Genomic DNA, 18,243 nt, shown 5'->3' with positions numbered 1-18,243 from the left:
CCTGACCGACGACCTGACCGACGACCCGACCGCGCCGGCAGACGGCGGACGGCGGACGGCGGACGGCTGGACGGCTGGACGGCTGGACGGCTGGACGGCTGGACGGCTGGAAACCGACGCACGGCAGCCGGTGCCGCCGCTGCGGGCGACACCGGCTGCTCCTGTACTCCGCCCCCGCGCCGTGCGGGGGCTCCGTTCCGCGTCCCGCCCGGTCAGCTCGCGGTGGGAGCCGGGGTGGTGGCCGGAGTGCCGGCCGGGGCGGCCGGGGTGGTGGCGCCGGCGGCGGGGCTCGCGCTGTCGGTCGCGCCGGGCGCGGGGGCCGAGCCGGGGGCGGCCGGAGTGGTGGCACCGGCTGCCGGAGTGCCACTCGCACCCGGGGCCGGGGCACCGCTCGCGCCGGCGGGTGCCGGAGTGCCGCTCGCGCCCCCGCTCGGGGCGGTGGTCGCCGACGGCTTGCAGCCCTCCTGCTTGGCCATCGCGGCGCCGAGTTCGCCACGCTGCAGCTTGCTCTGCGCCTGGGTGGAGAGCGAGGCCAGCTGCTGCACCTGGTCGGCGACGCTGCGCAGCCCGTCGGCGAACTTCGCCTGGTCGTTGTTGGGCAGCGCGTCCAGCTTCTTCTGGACCTCCAGGTAGCCGTCGGCCGCCTTCTTCAGCTCGTCGACGGTGTCCTTCTGCAGCGTCGCGCCGTCCTTCACCTTGGGCGCTCCGGCCCCGTCGACGGCGGCCGCGATGTCCTGGTTGGTCTTGGCCAGCCGTCCGATGTCGGTGGAGAGCCGCTTCTGCAGGTCGGCCGGGGCCTCGCCGGTCTTCACCTGGCCGGTGTCGGCGAGCGCGGTCTGGGCCTGGGCGATCGGGTCCTTGGCGGCGCCGCAGACGCTCGAGGCCCAGGATTCCAGCTGCTTGCTGTTGTCGTCGCCGCCGCAGCCGACGGCGCCGAACGCCAGCAGCACACCGAGGGCGGGTACGGCCAGCAGTCGCTTGTTCACCGGGAGGAGCCTTTCGGTTTCGGTCGTCATCGGTCGTCGAACCTACACGGCCGGTATCGGCGCCCCGGTTCCCGGTTCCCGCCTCCGACGCTCCCGCCCCCGGTCCGCCGTCCGCACCCGCCCCGGTCGCGGCTCAGGCCCGCTCGACCCGGATCGGATCGCCCGGCCGGACGGTGCGCAGCACCACCGCGTCCCCGTCCAGCACGCCCAAGACGTTGCAGGGCGAGGCCAGCCTGCACTCGCCGTCACGCGAGATCGGCGTCGGTCCGTACGGCAGCGCGAGGCTGTCGCCGTCGGTCCAGAAGGCGACCGTGCCGGGCTCCACGACCTGACGGGCGTCGTCCTCGCGCGGCACGCTGACGGGCGTGCCGAAGTAGACCTCCTCGCCCCAGGTGCTCGCCGACGAAGCGATCGGCAGCTCGGCCCAGAGCGCCTCGGCGGTGGGTGTGGCCGTGAGCGTGGCGGTGACCTGACCGGCCGGCCACAGGATGCGGATCCGCATGGACTTCCTCTTCCGCGACGAGGTCCGATCAGCGATCGGACCCGGTCGTGCCGGAAGCAGCGAACCGCCATCCTCAACAGTTTGTCAATGCATGACCGTGCACCGGACGGTCCGAGCGCGCGGCAGGGCAGCCTCGGCCGCGGCGCGGACCGGGCGTCGCGATCCAGATGGGCCCGCGACTCAGACCCGGGGCGCGGCTCAGACCCTGACTCAGACCGCGACGGAGGGGACCGAAACCGGCCAGCTCATCCGGATCAGGCCACCGTCCGTGCCGTTGGTGACCTCTAGGTCCTCGACCAGACCGGTGATCACGGCGAGGCCGAGGGTGTCCTCGTCGGGCTCGCCGCTCTCGGCGGCGCCGGAGGCCGGGACGGCGGCGGGGCCGGCCTCGTCCTCGACCTCGATGAGGAAACGCTTCTCCTGGTCGGTCAACGCGACCCGGACCGTGCCGCCGATGCCGCCCCGCTGGTGCAGGCCGACCGCGCGGGAACACGCCTCACCGACCGCGAGCCGTACCTCGTCGAGCACCGACTCGTCGACCCCGGCCCGTCTCGCGACGGCCGCGGCGACCAACCGGGCCGTCCGCACGTGCTCGGGAAGCGCACTGAATCGAAGTTCGACGGTTGCCATCTCTCCCCCTCGGGGTGCTCCGACCGGGGCCGGACGTACGGCCCCTACGGGCCGGCGGAACCGGCCCAGAGGCGACCGGGAAGCACCGGGCCCACACGGGCCCGGGCACCCGGACGCGAAGAACGGGCGGGGCCGGCCACGAGGGCCGGCCCGGCCGCGTCAGTCGGTCGCGTTGACCGCGTCGTCCACCGAGGTGTGGATCGGGAAGACCTTGGTCAGGCCGGTGATGCGGAAGATCTTCAGGATGCGCTCCTGGTTGCAGACGAGGCGCAGCGAGCCCTCGTGGGCGCGCACCCGCTTCAGACCGCCCACCAGCACACCCAGGCCGGTCGAGTCGAGGAAGTCGACGCCTTCCATGTCCACGACGAGGTGGTACTTGCCGTCGTTGACGAGCTCGACCAGCTGCTCCCGCAGCTTCGGGGCGGTGTACACATCGATCTCGCCGCCAACCTCGACGACCGTGCGATCGCCGACTGAACGGGTCGACAGGGACAGGTCCACGGAACCTCCAGCACCTTGCCTTGCTACGTCATGTGCGATCCTCGGCCGGACGGCCGCCACCGCATGGTCGCGAGCCCGGGCGCGCCCAGCCAACGCGTGGCAAGCCTCAGCGCTGCGACCCACGGCCGTACGGCCGTCACGGCCACATTCAACCACCTGTGACCATGCCCGCACGATGGCTTACGACGATTCTCCGTCACGCCGGTGACACACTGGGTCCTCATGCCGCCCCGACACAGCCCGCCCGAGGCACTGCTCGCGACCCTGACCGACGGCCGGGGGCGGTCCGACCGGCTCACCCATACGGAGCACCTTCCCGCCCGACCTGCACGTTATTCACCGTGGCCGGAGTCGATCCGTCCGGAGATCGTGGCCGCGGCGCTCGCGGTCGGGGTGGAACAGCCCTGGGCGCACCAGGCAGAAGCGATGAACCTGGCGAAAAGCGGTCAGACTGTGGTGATCGCCACAGGCACCGCCTCGGGCAAGTCGCTGGGCTACCTGGCGCCGGTGCTCAGCGACCTGCTGGACGGCACGGAGGCCCGCAACGGCCGCGGCGCCACCGCGCTCTACCTGGCCCCGACCAAGGCCCTCGCGGCCGACCAGCGCCGCCGGGCCGCCGAACTCGCCCCGCCGAGGGTCCGCGCCGCCCTGTACGACGGCGACACCCCGCCCGAGGAGCGCGAGTGGGTCCGCCAGTACGCCTCCTACGTGCTCACCAACCCGGACATGCTGCACCGGGGCATCCTGCCCGGCCACGCCCGCTGGTCCTCCTTCCTCAAGGCGCTGCGCTACGTGGTCGTCGACGAGTGCCACAGCTACCGGGGCGTGTTCGGCTCGCACGTCGCCCAGGTACTGCGCCGGCTGCGCCGGATCTGCGCCCGGTACGGCTCCTCACCCGCCTTCCTGCTCGCCTCCGCCACCACCGCCGACCCGGCCGCGACCGCCGAGCGACTGACCGGCCTGCCCTCGGTGGCCGTCACCGAGGACGCCTCGCCCCGCGGGCCGATGGTCTTCGGCCTCTGGGAACCGCCGCTGACCGAGAACGTCGGCGAGCACGGCGCGCCCGTCCGCCGCACCGCCACCGCCGAGGCGGCGCACCTGCTCACCGACCTGGTCGAGCGGGAGGTCCGGACCGTCGTCTTCGTCCGCTCCCGCCGTGCGGCCGAACTCGTCGCCCTCCAGACCCAGGACCAGCTCGGCCGGCCGCTCGCCGAGCGGGTGGCCGCCTACCGCGGCGGCTACCTGGCCGACGAGCGCCGGGCCCTGGAACGCGCCCTGCACAGCGGCCGGCTGCTCGGCCTCGCCTCCACCTCCGCCCTCGAACTCGGCATCGACGTCTCGGGCCTCGACGCCGTCCTGATGGCCGGTTATCCGGGCACCCGGGCCTCGCTCTGGCAGCAGGCGGGCCGGGCCGGCCGCGAGGCCCAGGGCGCGCTGGCCGTCCTGATCGCCCGGGACGACCCGCTGGACACCTACCTGGTGCACCACCCGGAGGCGCTGTTCGCGGCGCCCGTCGAGGCCACCGTGCTCGACCCCGACAACCCCCACGTGCTCGCCCCTCACCTGTGCGCGGCCGCCGCCGAACTGCCGCTCACCGACGCCGACCTGGAGCTGTTCGGACCCTCCACCGCACCGCTGCTGCCGGTCCTGGAGCGACGCGGCCTGCTGCGCCGGCGCGGCGACGCCTGGTACTGGACCCGCCGCGAGCGCGCGGCCGACGCCGTGGACCTGCGCGGCAGCGGCGGCAACCCGGTCCAGATCGTCGAGGCCGACACCGGCCGGCTGCTCGGGACGGTGGACGCCGCGGCCGCGCACACCACCGTCCACACCGGTGCCGTCCACCTCCACCAGGGCCGCACCTACCTGGTCCGGGACTTCGACCTGGAGAACGCGGTCGCCCTGGTCGAACCGGCCGAGCCGCCCTACACCACGGCCGCCCGTGACATCACCTCCGTCTCCGTCCTGGGCACCGACACCACCGTCGACTGGGGCGAGGGCCGGCTCTGCTTCGGCTCGGTGGAGGTGGTCAACCAGGTGGTCGGCTACCTCCGGAAGCGGATCTCCACCGGGGAGATCATGGGCGAGACCAAGCTCGACCTGCCGCCCCGCACCCTGCGCACCCGAGCGGTCTGGTGGACCGTCACCGAGGACCAGCTGCTCGACGCGGACATCCCGCCCGACCAGCTGCCCGGCGCCGCCCACGCCGCCGAGCACGCCTCGATCGGCCTGCTGCCGCTGTTCGCCACCTGCGACCGGTGGGACATCGGCGGCGTCTCCGTCCCGCTGCACCCGGACACCGGGCTGCCGACCGTGTTCGTCTACGACGGCCACCCGGGCGGGGCCGGCTTCGCCGAACGCGGCTTCCGCCGGGCGGTCGAGTGGCTGACGGCCACCCGCGCGGCGATCGCCTCCTGCGAGTGCGAGCGCGGCTGCCCGTCCTGCGTCCAGTCGCCCAAGTGCGGCAACGGGAACGACCCGCTGGACAAGGCGGCTGCCGTCCGGCTCCTGGACGTCCTGCTTGCCGGAGCGCCGGGGGGCGGCGGCGCGGCCGGGCCTGAGGCCGGGGCCGACGCCGATCTTGAGGCCGGCGCCGACGCCGCGGCCGGTCCCGAGGAGACCGGGGTGGCGGAGACCGGGGCGAGCCCGGGCGGTGTGGCGGGCCCCGACGGTGAGGCGTCGGCCGGGTCATGAGGCCGCCGCCCCGCCGCCCGGGATGCCGCCGAGGCCGTCCTCGGCAGCGGTGACCGGGGCCCGTACCGGCCCGGCCCGGGACCTCGCCCGGGCCGGGCCGACCGGCAGCCGCAGCGGGAGCCCGCTGACGCCGACCTCGGCCACCACCTCGACCTCGTCCGCCGACCGGTCCACCGTGCAGGACACCAGGCCGGCGCCCTGTGCCGCGGCGATCCCCGCAGCCCGGGCGCAACCGCCGTCCGGGTCCAGCAGCAGCCGGTCGGCCGCCGCGAGGGCCGCGAGGTCGGCGGCCGACTCGGCCCGGTGACGGGCGGCGACCACCGAACCGACCGCGAGCGTCGCGGCGAACACCGCGGTGCCCAGCATCGCCAGGGCGAGCAGCCAGACCGTCGCCGAGCCGGCGTCCGACCCCCGTCCGCCCAGCGCGGCCGCCCGTCCCGTACGGACCCGGGCCACCCGCCGCACGGCCGCCCACGGCCCTGCCCGGCCGGACGGGGTGATCAGGACCGCCCGGACGCCTCGACCGGCCATGGACCCCCACCTCCTTCCGCGACGCCCGCCAGAACGTCCTCCCGAGCCGCCACGGCCGCCGCGCCGACCCGTACCGCGACGAGGCCGCCGAGCCTGCCCGGCGCCGCACACGGTGCGTCCACGTCCACCCGCACCGTGTCGGCCGCCAGGGCCACCCGGACCCGAGCGCCTGGCGGGGCCGCGGCACGGGCGAGGTCGACGGCGTCCGCCTCCCCACGCGCGGCCGCCCTGGCGCCGACCCGGGCGGCGTCCACGCAGCGGATCTGCGCCGCCGCCGCGAGCACGCCCCAGATCAGTACCGCCGCGAGCAGGACGAGCGCCGGCAGGACCACGGCCGTCTCCGCCGTGACGAAGCCGCCGTCACCGCGCCGCCCCGACCACCAGGGCCGCCAGGGCCAGGGGTGCCGGACCCGCGCCCGGCAGGGGCCCGTCCCCGGACCCCTGCCGTCCGCCCGCCGGACGGTCCGGGGGAACCGCGCCCCGCAGGCGGGGGTTCGAGGACGGGCGCTACGTCGCATGGAGCGCTCGTTGGAGCATGTCGGTCAGCGCGCCGGTGATGGCCTCGCTGGTCACCACCTTGTACAGCGCGCCGGCGAGGGCGCACGCGCCCAAGGTCCCGACCGCGTACTCGGCCGTCGTCATCCCGGCATCCGACCGGCCCCGGTGACGGGCCGCCCCGCGCACCCGGCGGGCCGCCCAACGGCTCCTCCGCCGCCAGGCCCCGAGCAGCCGCCGGAGCGGGCGTCCGTGGTCGGGCCTGATCGCGATCACTGCGGTCATGGTTCTCTCCCTGCCTCTCGATGTCTGCTTGTCGCTCGATGTGTCTCTCGATGTGTCGCTCGATGTCCGCCTGTCCGCCTCCCGGTCACATCGCCCGGGCGAAGCCGCTGGTGAGCCCGATGACCACCGGCACCACGCCGATCAGGACGAAGGCCGGGAGGAAGCAGAGGCCCAGCGGCGCGGTGGCGAGCACCGCGGCCCGGCGGACCCTGACGTGGGCCGCGCGGGCGGCCGCCGTCCGCTGCCCCTGGGCCAGCTCGGTCAGCGGCCCGGCGACCGGGGCCCCGCCGAGGCTCGCGCGCGCCATGCAGCGCGCCAGCGGTGCCAGTGCCGGGTGCCGCTCGCCCAGTCGGCTCCAGCACAGCTCCGGCGGTGCACCGAGGGCCAGTTCGGCCCCGAGCGCCGCCAGCCGGGGGCCCATCGGCGCGTCCACGCTCCGGCCGACCGCGACCACCGCCTCAGAAGGCAGCGCCGCCGCGCCGAGGCAGGCCGCCAACAGCTCGGCGCTCAGGGGGAGTTGCCTGGTCAGCAGCTCCTCCGCCCAGGCCGCCCGGCGATCCGCCGGCGATCGGGCCTCGGCCGACCAGCGGTGGACGCCCACCGCCGCCAGCGCCCCGACGACCAGCCCGGTACCGCCGCCGAGCAGCAGGGCCACCGCGAGCCCGGCGACGACCGCCGTGGCCAGCTGCCGCCGATGCCCGCTGCCGGGGCCCGCCCGCCCCGCCCGCCGTCGGCCGTCCGCCCGGGCCCCGGCGACGGCCCACCGGCGCCTCGCCCGGCCGCGGAGCACCACCCGTAGCCGCAGCGCGGCGACCGCCAAGGCCGGGAGGCCGACCACCGCCCACACGACGCTCCGCATCACCCGGCCCCCGCTCCGGCGCCGAGGGCCCGGCCCCGCGCTCGCACCCGCGACGGCCCGCGGCTCCCTCCGCCCGCCCGGAGAGCGGACGGGGTGCCGCCGGGCGCTCGACGGGGCTCGCCACGCCGTCGAGGGGCCTCCAGGGCACCCCGGGCCGCCGACCGGACGATGCGCGCCGTCCAGAACACCCCCAGGCCTTCCAGGGCCACCCCCGCCGCGAGGCAACCCAGCCCGGCGGGCGTGTGCAGCAGGACGGCCAGCGGACGGGCGCCGAGCGCGGCACCGAGGAGCAGCCCGGCGCCCGGCAGCGCGGCCAGGACGACGATCGTCGTCCGCGGCCCGGCCAGCTCCCCGGCGATCTCCTCCGCCAGTGCCCGCTCTCCGCGCAGCGCCTCCGCGACCCGGTCCAGCGCGGCGGCCAGCCCCGCCCCACTGTCGGCGGCGACCCGCCAGCAGGCCGCGATGGCCGCGGCCCCGCTCCCGCCCGGCAGTTCGGCCAGCAGGTGGAACGCGGCGGGCACGTCCCCGCCGTAGCGGCCAGCCGCGAGCCGCGCCACCGGCTCCTCGCCGAGCCGGCGCAGCCCGTCCGGGTCGGCGGCGAGCCGCGTCGTCACCAGGTGCAGCGCCTGCTCCGGCAGCGCCCCGCCGCGCAACTCCCCGGCCAGCCCGGCGCAGAGCTCGATCACCGCGGCGGAGCGCCGCCCGGCCTCCGCGGCCAGACGCCGCCGCAACCGCCATCGGCGCAGCGGCAGGACGGCCAGGGCCGCCGCGAACACCGGGACCGGGGAGGCGGTGGCCTGCCCGGCGGCCAACCCCACCGGCAGGGCCAGCAGTTCGGGCGACAGCGCCGACCGCAGCCGGCCCCTGACCGGCCGGGCCCGCTCCGGGCCCAGCCCTCGCACCGCAGGCCCCCGCACGGAAGGGCCACCGCCCGCGAGCACCAGCCGGGAGCGACGCCCGCCCGGCAGCTGCTCCTGCAGCGCACGCCACCCGGCGACGGCCACCAGGCACAGCAGCACCGCCCAGCAGAGTGTGAACTGACTCTGCGTCATGTCGTCGACCTCCATTCCCATTCCGTCACCGCTCCTTCCTGCCCCACGTCCCGAGCAGTGCGAGCGCACCCGTGGCGCAGCCGCCGAGCAGCAGCACGAAGGCGAGCTCCACGGCCCGCACCGTCGCCCCCGCCGACAGGGCCGCCACCGCCGTCACGACGGCCCCACGGGACCGGGCGCGAGCCCCGCGCCGAGCACCACGCCACGTGCCGCCAGCAGCCCCACCAGCCGCTCCCAGCCCGCTCCGTGAACGACGCCGCCGCTCGCCGGGAAGGCCACCGCGGGGGTGGTCACGGCCAGCCCGTCGCCGTCCCCGGACAGCGTGTGGATCTCCGCCACCCGGCGGCGGCCCGAGCCCGGATCCCGGACCAGGTGCACCACCACCTCGAGCGCGGCCCTCAGTTGGCTGTGCAGTGCCGGCCGGTCGAGCCCGGCGAGCGAGCCCAGGGCCTCCAGCCGGACCGGCACGTCGGCCGCCGTGTTGGCGTGGACCGTGCCGCAGCCGCCCTCGTGCCCGGTGTTCAGCGCGGCCAGCAGGTCCGACACCTCGGCCCCGCGCACCTCGCCGATCACCAGCCGGTCCGGGCGCATCCGCAGCGCCTGCCGGACGAGGTCCCGGAGGGTGAACTCGCCCAGCCCCTCCTGATTGGGCGGGCGGCTCTGCAGCCGCACCACGTGCGGATGGGCGGGCCGCAGCTCGGCGGAGTCCTCGGCGACCACGATCCGCTCCGCCGACCCGGCCAGCCCGAGCAGCGCCGCGAGCAGCGTGGTCTTGCCCGAGCCCGTCCCGCCGGAGACGAGCAGCGAGAGCCTGGCCCGGACGATGCCGGCCAGCAGGTCGGCGCCCTCCGGCGGCAGCGCCCCGCCCGCCACCAGCTCGTCGAGCGTGAACGGCCGGGGCCGGCAGACCCGCAGGGAGATGTGCGTGCAGCCGGCCGCGATCGGCGGCAGCACGGCGTGCAGCCTGGTGCCGTCCGGCAGCCGGGCGTCCACCCAGGGGCGGGCGTCGTCCAGCCGTCGCCCGGCGGCGGTGGCCAGCCGGTGGGCCAGCCTCCGCACCGCCTCGGCATCGGCGAAGCGGACCCCGGTGGCCCGGTGCAGGCCGCCGCCACGGTCGACCCACACCTCCTCCGGACCGTTCACCAGGACGTCCGTGACGTCGGGCGCCGCCAGCAGCCGGTCCAGCGGGCCCGCACCCACCAGTTCGGCGCGCAGCGAGCGCACGGTGTCCAGGACCTCGTCCCCGCCGAGCGGCGGGCGGGTGGCCCGCAGCGCGGCCGCGACCGAACCCGCCGTCGGATCCGCCCCCGACTCGGCCAGCCGCAGCCGGACCGCGTCCACCAGGGCCGCCGCCCGCTGCTCGCGGGCCGTCCGGCCGTACGGGCAGGGCCCGTGCCCGGCCTCCGGCGACCCGCCCGGCGGCGGCACGCTCCGGAGCGGCCGGTGCTCCCGCGCACCGGCGCCCGGGTTGGGCACCCCTCCGCGAGGGATCGTTCTGCGCAGACGGACCATCAGTACACACCTCCTCCGACCGCCGACACCGGCGGCAGCACTTCGTTCAGGAAGGTCGCGCTGAAGCGCGCCAAAGGGCCGCTCTCCCGGCTCCCGGGCGGGACGCCCTTCTCGACGTCCTGGGCCAGGCCCGGCTCCGGCTCCAGCTCCCCCGCGAGCGGCAACCGCAGCCCGCGGGCGATCCGGTGGGCCGGGAGCCCGCCGGCCCGTACCGGCCGCACCACGGCCCGGACGTCGTCGAGCCGCATCCGGGCCGCCGCCGCGACCCGGTCGGCGGCGGCCACCGCGCGCAGCTCGGCCGGCACCACCAGCAGCGCCAGGTCGGACTGTTCCAGCGCCTGCCCGGCGGCCGCGTCGAGGTGGCGGGGCACGTCGACCACCACCAGCCCGCCGCGCCGCCGCGAGGCGGCCAGCACGCTGCGCATGGCCTCCGGCGGCACCGTCAGGGTGTCGCCGCGGTCCCAGGACAGACAGGCCAGCGCGGAGAGCCCCTTGAGCGCCGGCAGCGCCCGGGCCAGCTCGGCGCCGCTGACCCGCCCGCGCGAACCGGCCAGATCGGGCCAGCGCAGCCCGCGGACCGTCTCGCCGCCGAGCAGGACGTCGAGGCCGCCGCCCAGCGGATCGCCGTCGATGAGCATGGTCCGGCGGCCGGACCGGGCGGAGCTGACCGCGAGGGCGCAGGCCAGCGTCGAGGCACCGGCCCCGCCCCGGCCGCCGAGCACCGCGACGGTGACCGCCGGGGGCCCGCCGCCCTCGGCCGCGTCGGCGATCCGGTCGAGCAGCCAGGCCTCGGCGTCGGGCAGGAAGAGCACGTGCTCGGCCCCGAGCCGGACGGCTCTGACCCACACGCCGGGGTCGTCCAGGTCCAGCCCGAGCAGCAGCACCCCGCCGCGCCGGCCCAACTCGGAGCAGCGGGCGGCCTGGTCGTCCCCGACCAGGACCAGCGGGGCCTCGCTCCACAGCTCCCGCGTCGGCGGCGCGCCCCGGACCAGCCGCGGCTCGGTGCCCGCCGCCGCGCAGAGCCGCAGCAGGTGCTCGGCCAGGCCCTCGTCCTCGGTGACGACGAGCGGCCCGAGGGCCCCGGGGCCCTCGGCGGTGACGTGGTCGGCGATCGGCGTCGACATGGTGGTCTCCCCTCCGCGCCGCGGGCCACCGGCGGTGGCCGACGGCGCACGTCGGACGGTTGCGGCGGACGGCCGCCGGACCGACCTCGGGAGAGGAAGGGATGAGGCCCTGCCCGGCGACCGCCGCCGACCATCACGGTGGGGGGAGATCAGGATTCCGTCATCCAGGTTGCGATTGCCTGTGGATAACTCGTGGGCTGTGGATGAAAACGTTCACCCGGGCGGGGGGCTAATCGACGAAGAATTGACGAAAGGCGTCACAGAGATGAACCCGCATCCCGCCGTAGCGTGATCGGCCGATCTCCCGACGGCCCCCCGATCGTCTTCCGGCGCCTTCTCCGGCCCTCTTCGGAGCGGCCTCGCGCCGTCGATCGGAACCAGCCGTTCACTCCTCGCCGACTTCGAGCGAACAGCGACACAGAGTGACGAAAGGTGGTCGATGGACCGAGGTGTCGACACCCCCCGTAGACCGCCGGGACGACACGCGCCCATTGCGCGGCAGCGGCCTTCAAGCCCTGAAAATGGCCCCGGACGTGCGACGACCCCCGCCGGGGGGGAGAGCGGGGGTCGTCTATCCACAGCCCGACTCGGGGGGGAGGAGCCGGACCGGGTTAGCACGGTCGCGAACGATCCGTGACTTCCATGGTGTACCCGAGCGGCCAGAAACACAAACCCGCACGCCCACGAGTACGCCGAATGGCGGGGTGTTTTGTGGCTCCCTCTATCCTCGGTTCCCGTGGACACCACCGAGAACGCCGACGACCGCGCCGACGAGTCCCAGGGCGACACCACCGGGCCCGAAGAGCTCGGCCCGGCCGCCCGCCCCCGGTCGGGCGGGCTGCGCACGGCGGCCTTCTTCGACCTCGACAAGACCATCATCGCCAAATCGAGCGCGCTGGCCTTCAGTCGCCCCTTCTACCAGGGCGGCCTGATCAACCGTCGGGCCGTACTGCGCAGTGCGTACGCCCAGTTCGTCTTCCTGGTCGGCGGCGCGGACCACGACCAGATGGAGAAGATGCGCGAGTACCTCTCCGCGCTGACCCGGGGCTGGAACGTCCAGCAGGTCCGCGAGATCGTCGCCGAGACCCTGCACAACCTGATCGACCCGATCATCTACGACGAGGCCGCCTCGCTGATCGAGCAGCACCACGCGGCCGGCCGGGACGTGGTGATCGTCAGCAGCTCCGGCTCCGAGGTGGTCGAGCCGATCGGCGCCCTGCTGGGCGCGGACCATGTGATCGCCACCCGGCTGAAGGTCGAGGACGGCTGCTACACGGGCGAGATCGAGTACTACGCCTACGCCGAGAACAAGGCCGCCGCCATCCGGGAGTTGGCCGCGACCGAGGGCTACGACCTGGCCGCCTCCTACGCCTACAGCGACTCCTCGACCGACCTGCCGCTGCTGGAGGCGGTCGGCCACCCGTCGGCCGTCAACCCCGACCGCGCGCTGCGGAAGGAGGCGCAGGCCCGGGAGTGGCCGGTGCTGGTCTTCGACAAGCCGGTGGAACTGCGGCGGCGACTGCCGGAGTTCTCCGCCCCGAGCGGCTCGGTGCTGACGGCGGTGGCGGTCGGGACGGCCCTCGTGACCGCAGGGGTGATCTGGTACCTGGCCCGCCGGCGGCGGCCGCTCGCCTGAGGTCCCGCGCCGAGCCCGCTCCGGACAAGCCGAGCCTGCTCCGGACGAGCCGAGCCCGTTCTGGACAAAAGGGGCAATCGGCACAGACTTCTCGTTTCGGGTTCCCCTTTCGCCCGAAACGCGATACAAATGAAGCACGGCCCGCGAGACCCGGTCAGGACCGAAGAGGTCAAACCGACAACGCAGTTCAGGCCCCACGGACCGCGTGTACAGATAGCCGAGCACCCACATGCAGCCGACCCGCTGTCGGGCCGCCGGACCAGACGAACGGGCAGGATCCCCGTCTGATCGGCACTTCCGGTGCATGCATGGTCACCCGGTATCTGCACCAGCGGCGGCACCCAGCAGGATCAGGTGCCGCCGCATCTTCGTGTCCACGGTCCCTCCGCGAAGCCCCCCGCGCGAGGCCCCGCCGGTCAGGCCATCCCGCGCTGCATCGCCTCGCAGACCGCCGTGCTCTCCCGTACGCCGAGCCGCAGCGCGGCGCCGCAGTGCGCGATCCAGGCCCCCATCCCCTCGGGCGTGCCCGCCAGGTAGCCCGCGAGCGCCCGGCGGTAGGTGCCGGTGCCGAGCTCCGCGAAGCCGACCTCGGCCGGGCAGATCGCCTTCGGGTCGAGGCCCTCGGCGATCAGCACGATCCGCTGGGCGGCCCGCGCGATCACCCCGTTGTACGCGCCGAAGGGCCGCAGCGCGAGCAGTTCGCCGTGCACCACCGATGCCACCACGAGGGCCGGCGTGCCCACGCCCTGCCCCTCCGCGCGCGCCACCAGCAGCCGGGAGAGCTGGTCGAGCCGGGCCGCGACCTCCTCCGCGCCCGGGGCGGGCGGCAGCTCGGGCAGCGGCCCGTCCACGGCCTCGACCCGGACGCTCTCCACCGGCTCCAGCTCCAGCGGGAACAGCGCCTCGGCGCCCTCCCCCGCCCGGCGCGGGCGCCCGGCGGCCGGGTCGCCGTCGCCGACCGCGAGCAGGTGCAGCCGGGCCAGCACCTGGAGCGGCGAGTGCCGCCAGATGCTGAGCAGCTGGCCGGCCTCGGCGGCGATCCGCAGGGCCGCGCCGACCGTGCGGGCCTCGGCGTCCGCGCTGAAGTCGGTGCGGCGGCGGACCTCCTCCAGCGGCCAGTCGGCCCCGGCCAGGGCGGCCGAGGCGCGGGCGCCGCGCAGGGCGGACTCGGAGGTGACCTCGGCCGCGCGGCGGCGCATCACCCGGTGGCCGTAGAGCCGGTCGACGGCCTTGCGCACCTCGGCCACCGCGTCGGGCACCCCGGGGAGCTGGGCCAGCGGGGCGAGGGGATCTGTTCCAGTGCTCACCTACCCGAGAGTAATGAACCGGCCGCCTCTCCCGGAACAGCAACCCCGCATCACCCGTTAGAGGCAATCCTCACTTCCCTCCCCCGGCGAGGCCCGAACCGCGGCTAGCATGGCCACTATCGGAGACGATAACTATTTCCAACTAGGGGCGCCCCCACCGCGCGGCCCCTGGGCAGGCGGCCCCGGAGCGAGGGGCCCGAGCGAGAGCCGGAGTCCCCAGATGAAGATCGCCTTCGTCGGCAAGGGCGGCAGCGGGAAGACCACGCTGTCCGCACTGTTCATCCGCCACCTGGCCGCCACCGGCTGGCCGGTCATCGCCGTGGACGCCGACATCAACCAACACCTGGGCCCGGCCCTCGGCCTGACGGACTCCCAGGCGGCCGACCTGCCCTCGCTCGGCGCGCACCTGCCGGAGATCAAGGAGTACCTGCGCGGCGGCAACCCGCTGATCCGCTCGGCCGAGGAGATGATCAAGACCACGCCGCCCGGCCGCGGCTCCCGGCTGCTGCGGATCGTCGAGGAGAACCCGGTCTACGCCTCCTGTGCCCGTCCGATCGCACTGGACGAGGGCTCGGTCCGGCTGCTGGCGACCGGCGCGTTCACCGAGGAGGACCTCGGGGTGGCCTGCTACCACTCCAAGGTCGGCGCGGTCGAGCTGCTGCTCAACCACCTGCTGGACGGCCGCGACGAGTACCTGGTCACCGACATGACGGCCGGCTCGGACTCCTTCGCCTCCGGCCTGTTCACCCGCTTCGACCTGACCTTCCTGGTGGCCGAGCCGACCCGCAAGGGCGTCTCCGTCTACCGCCAGTACCGGGACTACGCCCGCGACTTCGGCGTGCAGCTGCGGGTGGTCGGCAACAAGGTGCAGGGGCCGGACGACCTGGCGTTCCTGCGCCGCGAGGTCGGCGACGACCTGCTCACCACCTTCGGACACTCGGACTGGGTGCGCCGCCTGGAGCAGGGCGCCGAACCGCCGCTGAAGGCCCTGGAGCCGGCAAACCGGGCCGTGCTGGAACAGCTGCGGGCCGAGGCCGACGCGGCCTACGGGCGGCGCGACGCGCACCGCTACACCGAGCAGGCCGTGCTCTTCCACCGCCGCAACGCGGAGAGTTGGGCGAACGCCAAGGTCGGCATCGACCTGGCCACCCAGGTGGACGAGGGCTTCGTCCTGGGCGAGCTCGCCGACGGCGGCGAGCGGCCGGCCCCGGCGGGCGCCCACGCCTGACCCGCCCGCCACCGCGCCCGAACGGGCCGCGGCCTCCCGTCACCCCGGGGAGGCCGCGGCCCGTTCGCCGTGTCCGGCGCCGCCGGCAGCAGGTCCGCTTCGGTTCGAACACCACCCATTGGGGTGAATCAGGGGGTTTTCCGCTTCCCTCCCGTAACAACGCTGTGCAAAGCTTTCATTACCCTCGGTTTACCGAGTCTTGATGGTCCGTCCCGGACGGCCCTCGGCGAGACGTCCCGCACCTCGCCCGGGCCGCCGGCGGGCCCGATGGTCCACGCCGGCCGGTGACACCCGCACTCCCCGCCGTGCCCACGCCATCCCGCCACACCGTCGCGACCCACGACAGCCGATCCGCCCGGAGCCCCACCCCGGACCCACCGCCGGACCTGACTGCGTTCGTTCCCCCGGACAGACGGGAAGACCATGACCCTCGACATCTCCAGTGCCCCCATCGCCTCCGACACCACCGACCACGCACCGCCGGGCCCCGGCGCCCGGATCCGCTGGGCGCAGGACCTCTCCGCCTCGCTGGTGGTCTTCCTGATCGCCGTGCCGTTCTCACTCGGCATCGCGCTGGCCACCGGCGCCCCGCTCACCGCCGGCCTGGCCGCCGCGGCCGTGGGCGGCATCGTGGTCGGGCTGTTCGGCGGCACCTCGCTCATGGTCAGCGGCCCCTCGGCGGCGCTGACCGTGATCACCGCCGGACTGATCACCCAGTACGGCTGGCAGGCCACCTGCACCATCACCCTCGCCGCCGGACTGCTGCAACTCCTGCTCGGCGTACGCCGGGTGGCCCGGACGGCGCTCGCCGTCTCGCCCGCGATCGTGCACGGCATGCTGGCCGGGGTCGGCCTCACCATCGCCATCGCGCAGCTGCACGTCGTGCTCGGCGGGTCGCCGCAGAGCTCCGCGGTCGCCAACCTCCTCGCGCTGCCAGGGCAGTTGGCCGGTCCACACCCACCCGCGCTGCTGGCCGGCGCGGTGACCGTCGCCGTCCTGCTCGGCTGGCCCCGGCTCGGCCGACTCCCTGGCCGCGCGGGCCGGTTGGGGGCTCGGCTGGCCAAGGTGCCGGGCCCGCTGGCCGCCATCGCCCTGGCCACCGCCCTGGCGCTCGCCCTCGGCCTGCGGCTCGCCCACATCGAACTGCCCGCCTGGCAGCCGCACGCCTTCGCGCCGGCCCTGCCGCACGGTCCGGTGCCCGGGCTGATCTCCGCCGTCCTCACCGTCACCGCCGTGGCCGGCGTGGAGTCGCTGCTGTCCGCCGTGGCGATCGACCGGATGTCCCGCCGCACCGGGGACCTGGACCGCGAGCTGCGCGGCCAGGGACTCGCCAACCTGCTGAGCGGCCTGGTCGGCGGACTGCCGATCGCCGGCGGCGCGGTGCGCAGCACCGCCAACGTGCAGGCCGGCGCGCGGACCAGGTGGGCCTCGGTGCTGCACGGCGTCTGGGTGCTGGCCGCCGCGCTGGCGCTGACCGGCGGACTGCGCCGGATCCCGCTGGCCGCGCTCGCCGCGCTGGTCCTGGTGGTCGGGCTGCAGATGGTGAGCTTCGCGCACATCCGCAACGTGCACCGGCACCGCGAGTTCCCGGTCTACCTCACCACCGTGATCGCCGTGGTGGCCGCCGGGGTGCTGTGGGGCGTCGCGATCGGGGCCGCCACCGCCGTCCTGCTCGCGCTCTACCGGCTGACCCGCGCCCACATGGACGTCGAGACCGGGCCCGACGGCTCGGTCACCGTCCAGACGCACGGCCCGCTCACCTTCACCGCCGTCCCCCGGCTCAGCCGGGCGTTGGCGGGCATCCCGGCCGGGGCGGAGGTCACCGTGGTCCACGACGGCTCCTTCCTGGACCACGCCGCGTACGAGACGCTGCACAGCTGGCGCGCCGGGCACCAGGACGCGGGCGGCCGGGTCTCGATGGTGACGCGACGGCAGGACGACGAGGTGCTCGACCCCGACGGCACGGTGCGCGCGGGCAGTTCACCGGGGCCGCACCGCTGCCGGGCCTGGACGCCGTGGGTCGGCCACCACTGCATCGAGCAGCAGGAGGACCCGCACGGCCGGCTGCTGGACGGGGTCCGGGTGTTCCAGCTGCACACCGCGCCGCTGATCAGGCCCGAACTCGCCCGGCTGGCCCGGGAGGGGCAGACGCCCTCGCAGCTCTTCCTGACCTGCGCGGACTCGCGGATGGTCACCAGCATGATCACCAACAGCGGGCCGGGCGACCTGTTCACCGTCCGCAACGTGGGCAACCTGGTGCCGGCCCCCTTCGAGCCCGGCGCGGCCGACGACTCGGTGGCCGCCGCGGTGCAGTACGCGGTCGAGGTGCTGGAGGTGCGCTCGATCACGGTCTGCGGCCACTCCGGCTGCGGGGCGATGAAGGCCCTGCTGGACGGCGTGCACGAGCTCCCCGGTCCGCCCACGCCGCTGGCCCGCTGGCTGCGCAACGGGCGCGGTTCGCTGGACCGGCTCCGCCGGGTGCCCGCCGAGTTCGCCACCCGGCCGGTGGTGGACGCGGTGGAGCAGCTCTGCATCACCAACGTCGTTCAGCAGTTGGACCAGCTGATGGCGAATCCGGCGGTGGAGCGCCGGGTCGAGGAAGGCACCCTGCGGCTGGTCGGGATGTACTTCGACTTCGCGACCGCGCAGGCCTACGTGCTGGACCGCGCCGCGGGGACCTTCAGCCCGGTGGAAGCCCGCACCGAAGCCCGCACCGGCGCCCGTTCCGAAGCCCGCACCGGCGCCCACGCCGAGGTCCGCACCGCCGGGGTACCGGCCGAACGGGTGAATGAGGACGGCCGGGTTCCCCCCGGCGGCGGTGAGGAGGACCCCCGACTGGCCGCCTGAGAGCCGGGTCCGTGTCCCCGCCGGGCGGGCCGGGGCACGGGCCCACCAGCCCACGTA

At 75.5% G+C, this 18,243-nt stretch carries 17 protein-coding genes; 4 read left to right on the top strand and 13 right to left on the bottom strand.

Annotated features, from left to right (window positions below):
* Positions 1-212 precede the first annotated feature (212 nt).
* From ACYP53_RS10170 to bldG, 4 genes are all read right to left on the bottom strand, one after another.
* On the bottom strand, positions 213-986 hold the full coding sequence (locus tag ACYP53_RS10170; protein WP_189913007.1) for a small secreted protein: 774 nt from the start codon (positions 984-986) through the stop codon (positions 213-215).
* A gap of 133 nt (positions 987-1,119) precedes the next feature.
* Positions 1,120-1,488 carry a cyclophilin-like fold protein gene (locus ACYP53_RS10165; RefSeq protein ID WP_459647211.1) on the bottom strand — a complete coding sequence of 123 codons (369 nt, stop codon included), beginning with the start codon at positions 1,486-1,488 and terminating at the stop codon, positions 1,120-1,122.
* Positions 1,489-1,698: 210 nt separating this feature from the next.
* The gene (locus tag ACYP53_RS10160; RefSeq protein ID WP_189913009.1) at positions 1,699-2,118 is read right to left on the bottom strand and encodes an ATP-binding protein; all 420 of its coding nucleotides are present in this window, start codon (positions 2,116-2,118) and stop codon (positions 1,699-1,701) included.
* A 159-nt stretch (positions 2,119-2,277) separates the two neighbouring features.
* On the bottom strand, positions 2,278-2,619 hold the full coding sequence (bldG, locus tag ACYP53_RS10155) for an anti-sigma factor antagonist BldG (protein WP_049659132.1): 342 nt from the start codon (positions 2,617-2,619) through the stop codon (positions 2,278-2,280).
* 222 nt (positions 2,620-2,841) lie between these two features.
* Between bldG and ACYP53_RS10150 the strand changes: the two genes are divergently transcribed.
* Positions 2,842-5,310: a DEAD/DEAH box helicase gene (locus ACYP53_RS10150; RefSeq protein ID WP_459647210.1), complete on the top strand. Its 2,469-nt coding sequence runs from the start codon at positions 2,842-2,844 to the stop codon at positions 5,308-5,310.
* Here the strand turns inward: ACYP53_RS10150 and ACYP53_RS10145 are convergent.
* The 8 genes from ACYP53_RS10145 to ssd form a co-directional block, all read right to left on the bottom strand.
* Positions 5,305-5,841, bottom strand: coding sequence for an Rv3654c family TadE-like protein (locus ACYP53_RS10145; RefSeq protein WP_459647209.1), 537 nt, complete (start codon positions 5,839-5,841; stop codon positions 5,305-5,307). The two genes, ACYP53_RS10150 and ACYP53_RS10145, sit on opposite strands and share 6 nt — an antisense overlap.
* Positions 5,811-6,359 (bottom strand): TadE family type IV pilus minor pilin, encoded by a 549-nt coding sequence (locus tag ACYP53_RS10140; RefSeq protein ID WP_459647208.1) that lies wholly within the window; start codon positions 6,357-6,359, stop codon positions 5,811-5,813. The genes ACYP53_RS10145 and ACYP53_RS10140 overlap by 31 nt, the downstream gene beginning before the upstream one ends.
* The gene (locus ACYP53_RS10135; protein ID WP_189913012.1) at positions 6,349-6,621 is read right to left on the bottom strand and encodes a DUF4244 domain-containing protein; all 273 of its coding nucleotides are present in this window, start codon (positions 6,619-6,621) and stop codon (positions 6,349-6,351) included. The genes ACYP53_RS10140 and ACYP53_RS10135 overlap by 11 nt, the downstream gene beginning before the upstream one ends.
* 85 nt (positions 6,622-6,706) lie before the next feature.
* Positions 6,707-7,480, bottom strand: coding sequence for a type II secretion system F family protein (locus ACYP53_RS10130; protein WP_459647207.1), 774 nt, complete (start codon positions 7,478-7,480; stop codon positions 6,707-6,709).
* On the bottom strand, positions 7,480-8,532 hold the full coding sequence (locus tag ACYP53_RS10125) for a type II secretion system F family protein (RefSeq protein WP_459647206.1): 1,053 nt from the start codon (positions 8,530-8,532) through the stop codon (positions 7,480-7,482). The genes ACYP53_RS10130 and ACYP53_RS10125 overlap by 1 nt, the downstream gene beginning before the upstream one ends.
* Before the next feature lie 25 nt (positions 8,533-8,557).
* Positions 8,558-8,689, bottom strand: a complete 132-nt coding sequence (locus tag ACYP53_RS10120) for a hypothetical protein (protein WP_459647205.1) — start codon at positions 8,687-8,689, stop codon at positions 8,558-8,560.
* Positions 8,686-9,876, bottom strand: a complete 1,191-nt coding sequence (locus ACYP53_RS10115) for a TadA family conjugal transfer-associated ATPase (RefSeq protein ID WP_459647964.1) — start codon at positions 9,874-9,876, stop codon at positions 8,686-8,688. The genes ACYP53_RS10120 and ACYP53_RS10115 overlap by 4 nt, the downstream gene beginning before the upstream one ends.
* Before the next feature lie 167 nt (positions 9,877-10,043).
* On the bottom strand, positions 10,044-11,168 hold the full coding sequence (ssd, locus tag ACYP53_RS10110) for a septum site-determining protein Ssd (RefSeq protein ID WP_189913016.1): 1,125 nt from the start codon (positions 11,166-11,168) through the stop codon (positions 10,044-10,046).
* An 838-nt stretch (positions 11,169-12,006) separates the two neighbouring features.
* Here ssd and ACYP53_RS10105 point away from each other — a divergent pair.
* Complete coding sequence (locus ACYP53_RS10105) at positions 12,007-12,804, top strand: HAD family hydrolase (protein ID WP_189913514.1); 798 nt, start codon at positions 12,007-12,009, stop codon at positions 12,802-12,804.
* A 416-nt stretch (positions 12,805-13,220) separates the two neighbouring features.
* Here the strand turns inward: ACYP53_RS10105 and ACYP53_RS10100 are convergent, their stop codons facing one another.
* Positions 13,221-14,111 carry a Fic family protein gene (locus tag ACYP53_RS10100; RefSeq protein WP_459647204.1) on the bottom strand — a complete coding sequence of 297 codons (891 nt, stop codon included), beginning with the start codon at positions 14,109-14,111 and terminating at the stop codon, positions 13,221-13,223.
* A 220-nt stretch (positions 14,112-14,331) separates the two neighbouring features.
* On the opposite strand from ACYP53_RS10100, the gene ACYP53_RS10095 reads away from it, so the two are divergent.
* Both ACYP53_RS10095 and ACYP53_RS10090 read left to right on the top strand, forming a co-directional pair.
* Positions 14,332-15,339 (top strand): ATP-binding protein, encoded by a 1,008-nt coding sequence (locus ACYP53_RS10095; protein ID WP_459647203.1) that lies wholly within the window; start codon positions 14,332-14,334, stop codon positions 15,337-15,339.
* Positions 15,340-15,762: 423 nt separating this feature from the next.
* Entirely contained in the window at positions 15,763-18,186 is a 2,424-nt protein-coding gene (locus ACYP53_RS10090; protein ID WP_459647202.1) for a SulP family inorganic anion transporter, read from the top strand.
* Positions 18,187-18,243: the final 57 nt, after the last annotated feature.

Source organism: Kitasatospora sp. Ki12, from assembly GCF_054601375.1.
Note: the sequence above shows the minus strand (reverse complement) of the source record. Positions and strands in the feature narration are given on the sequence as shown.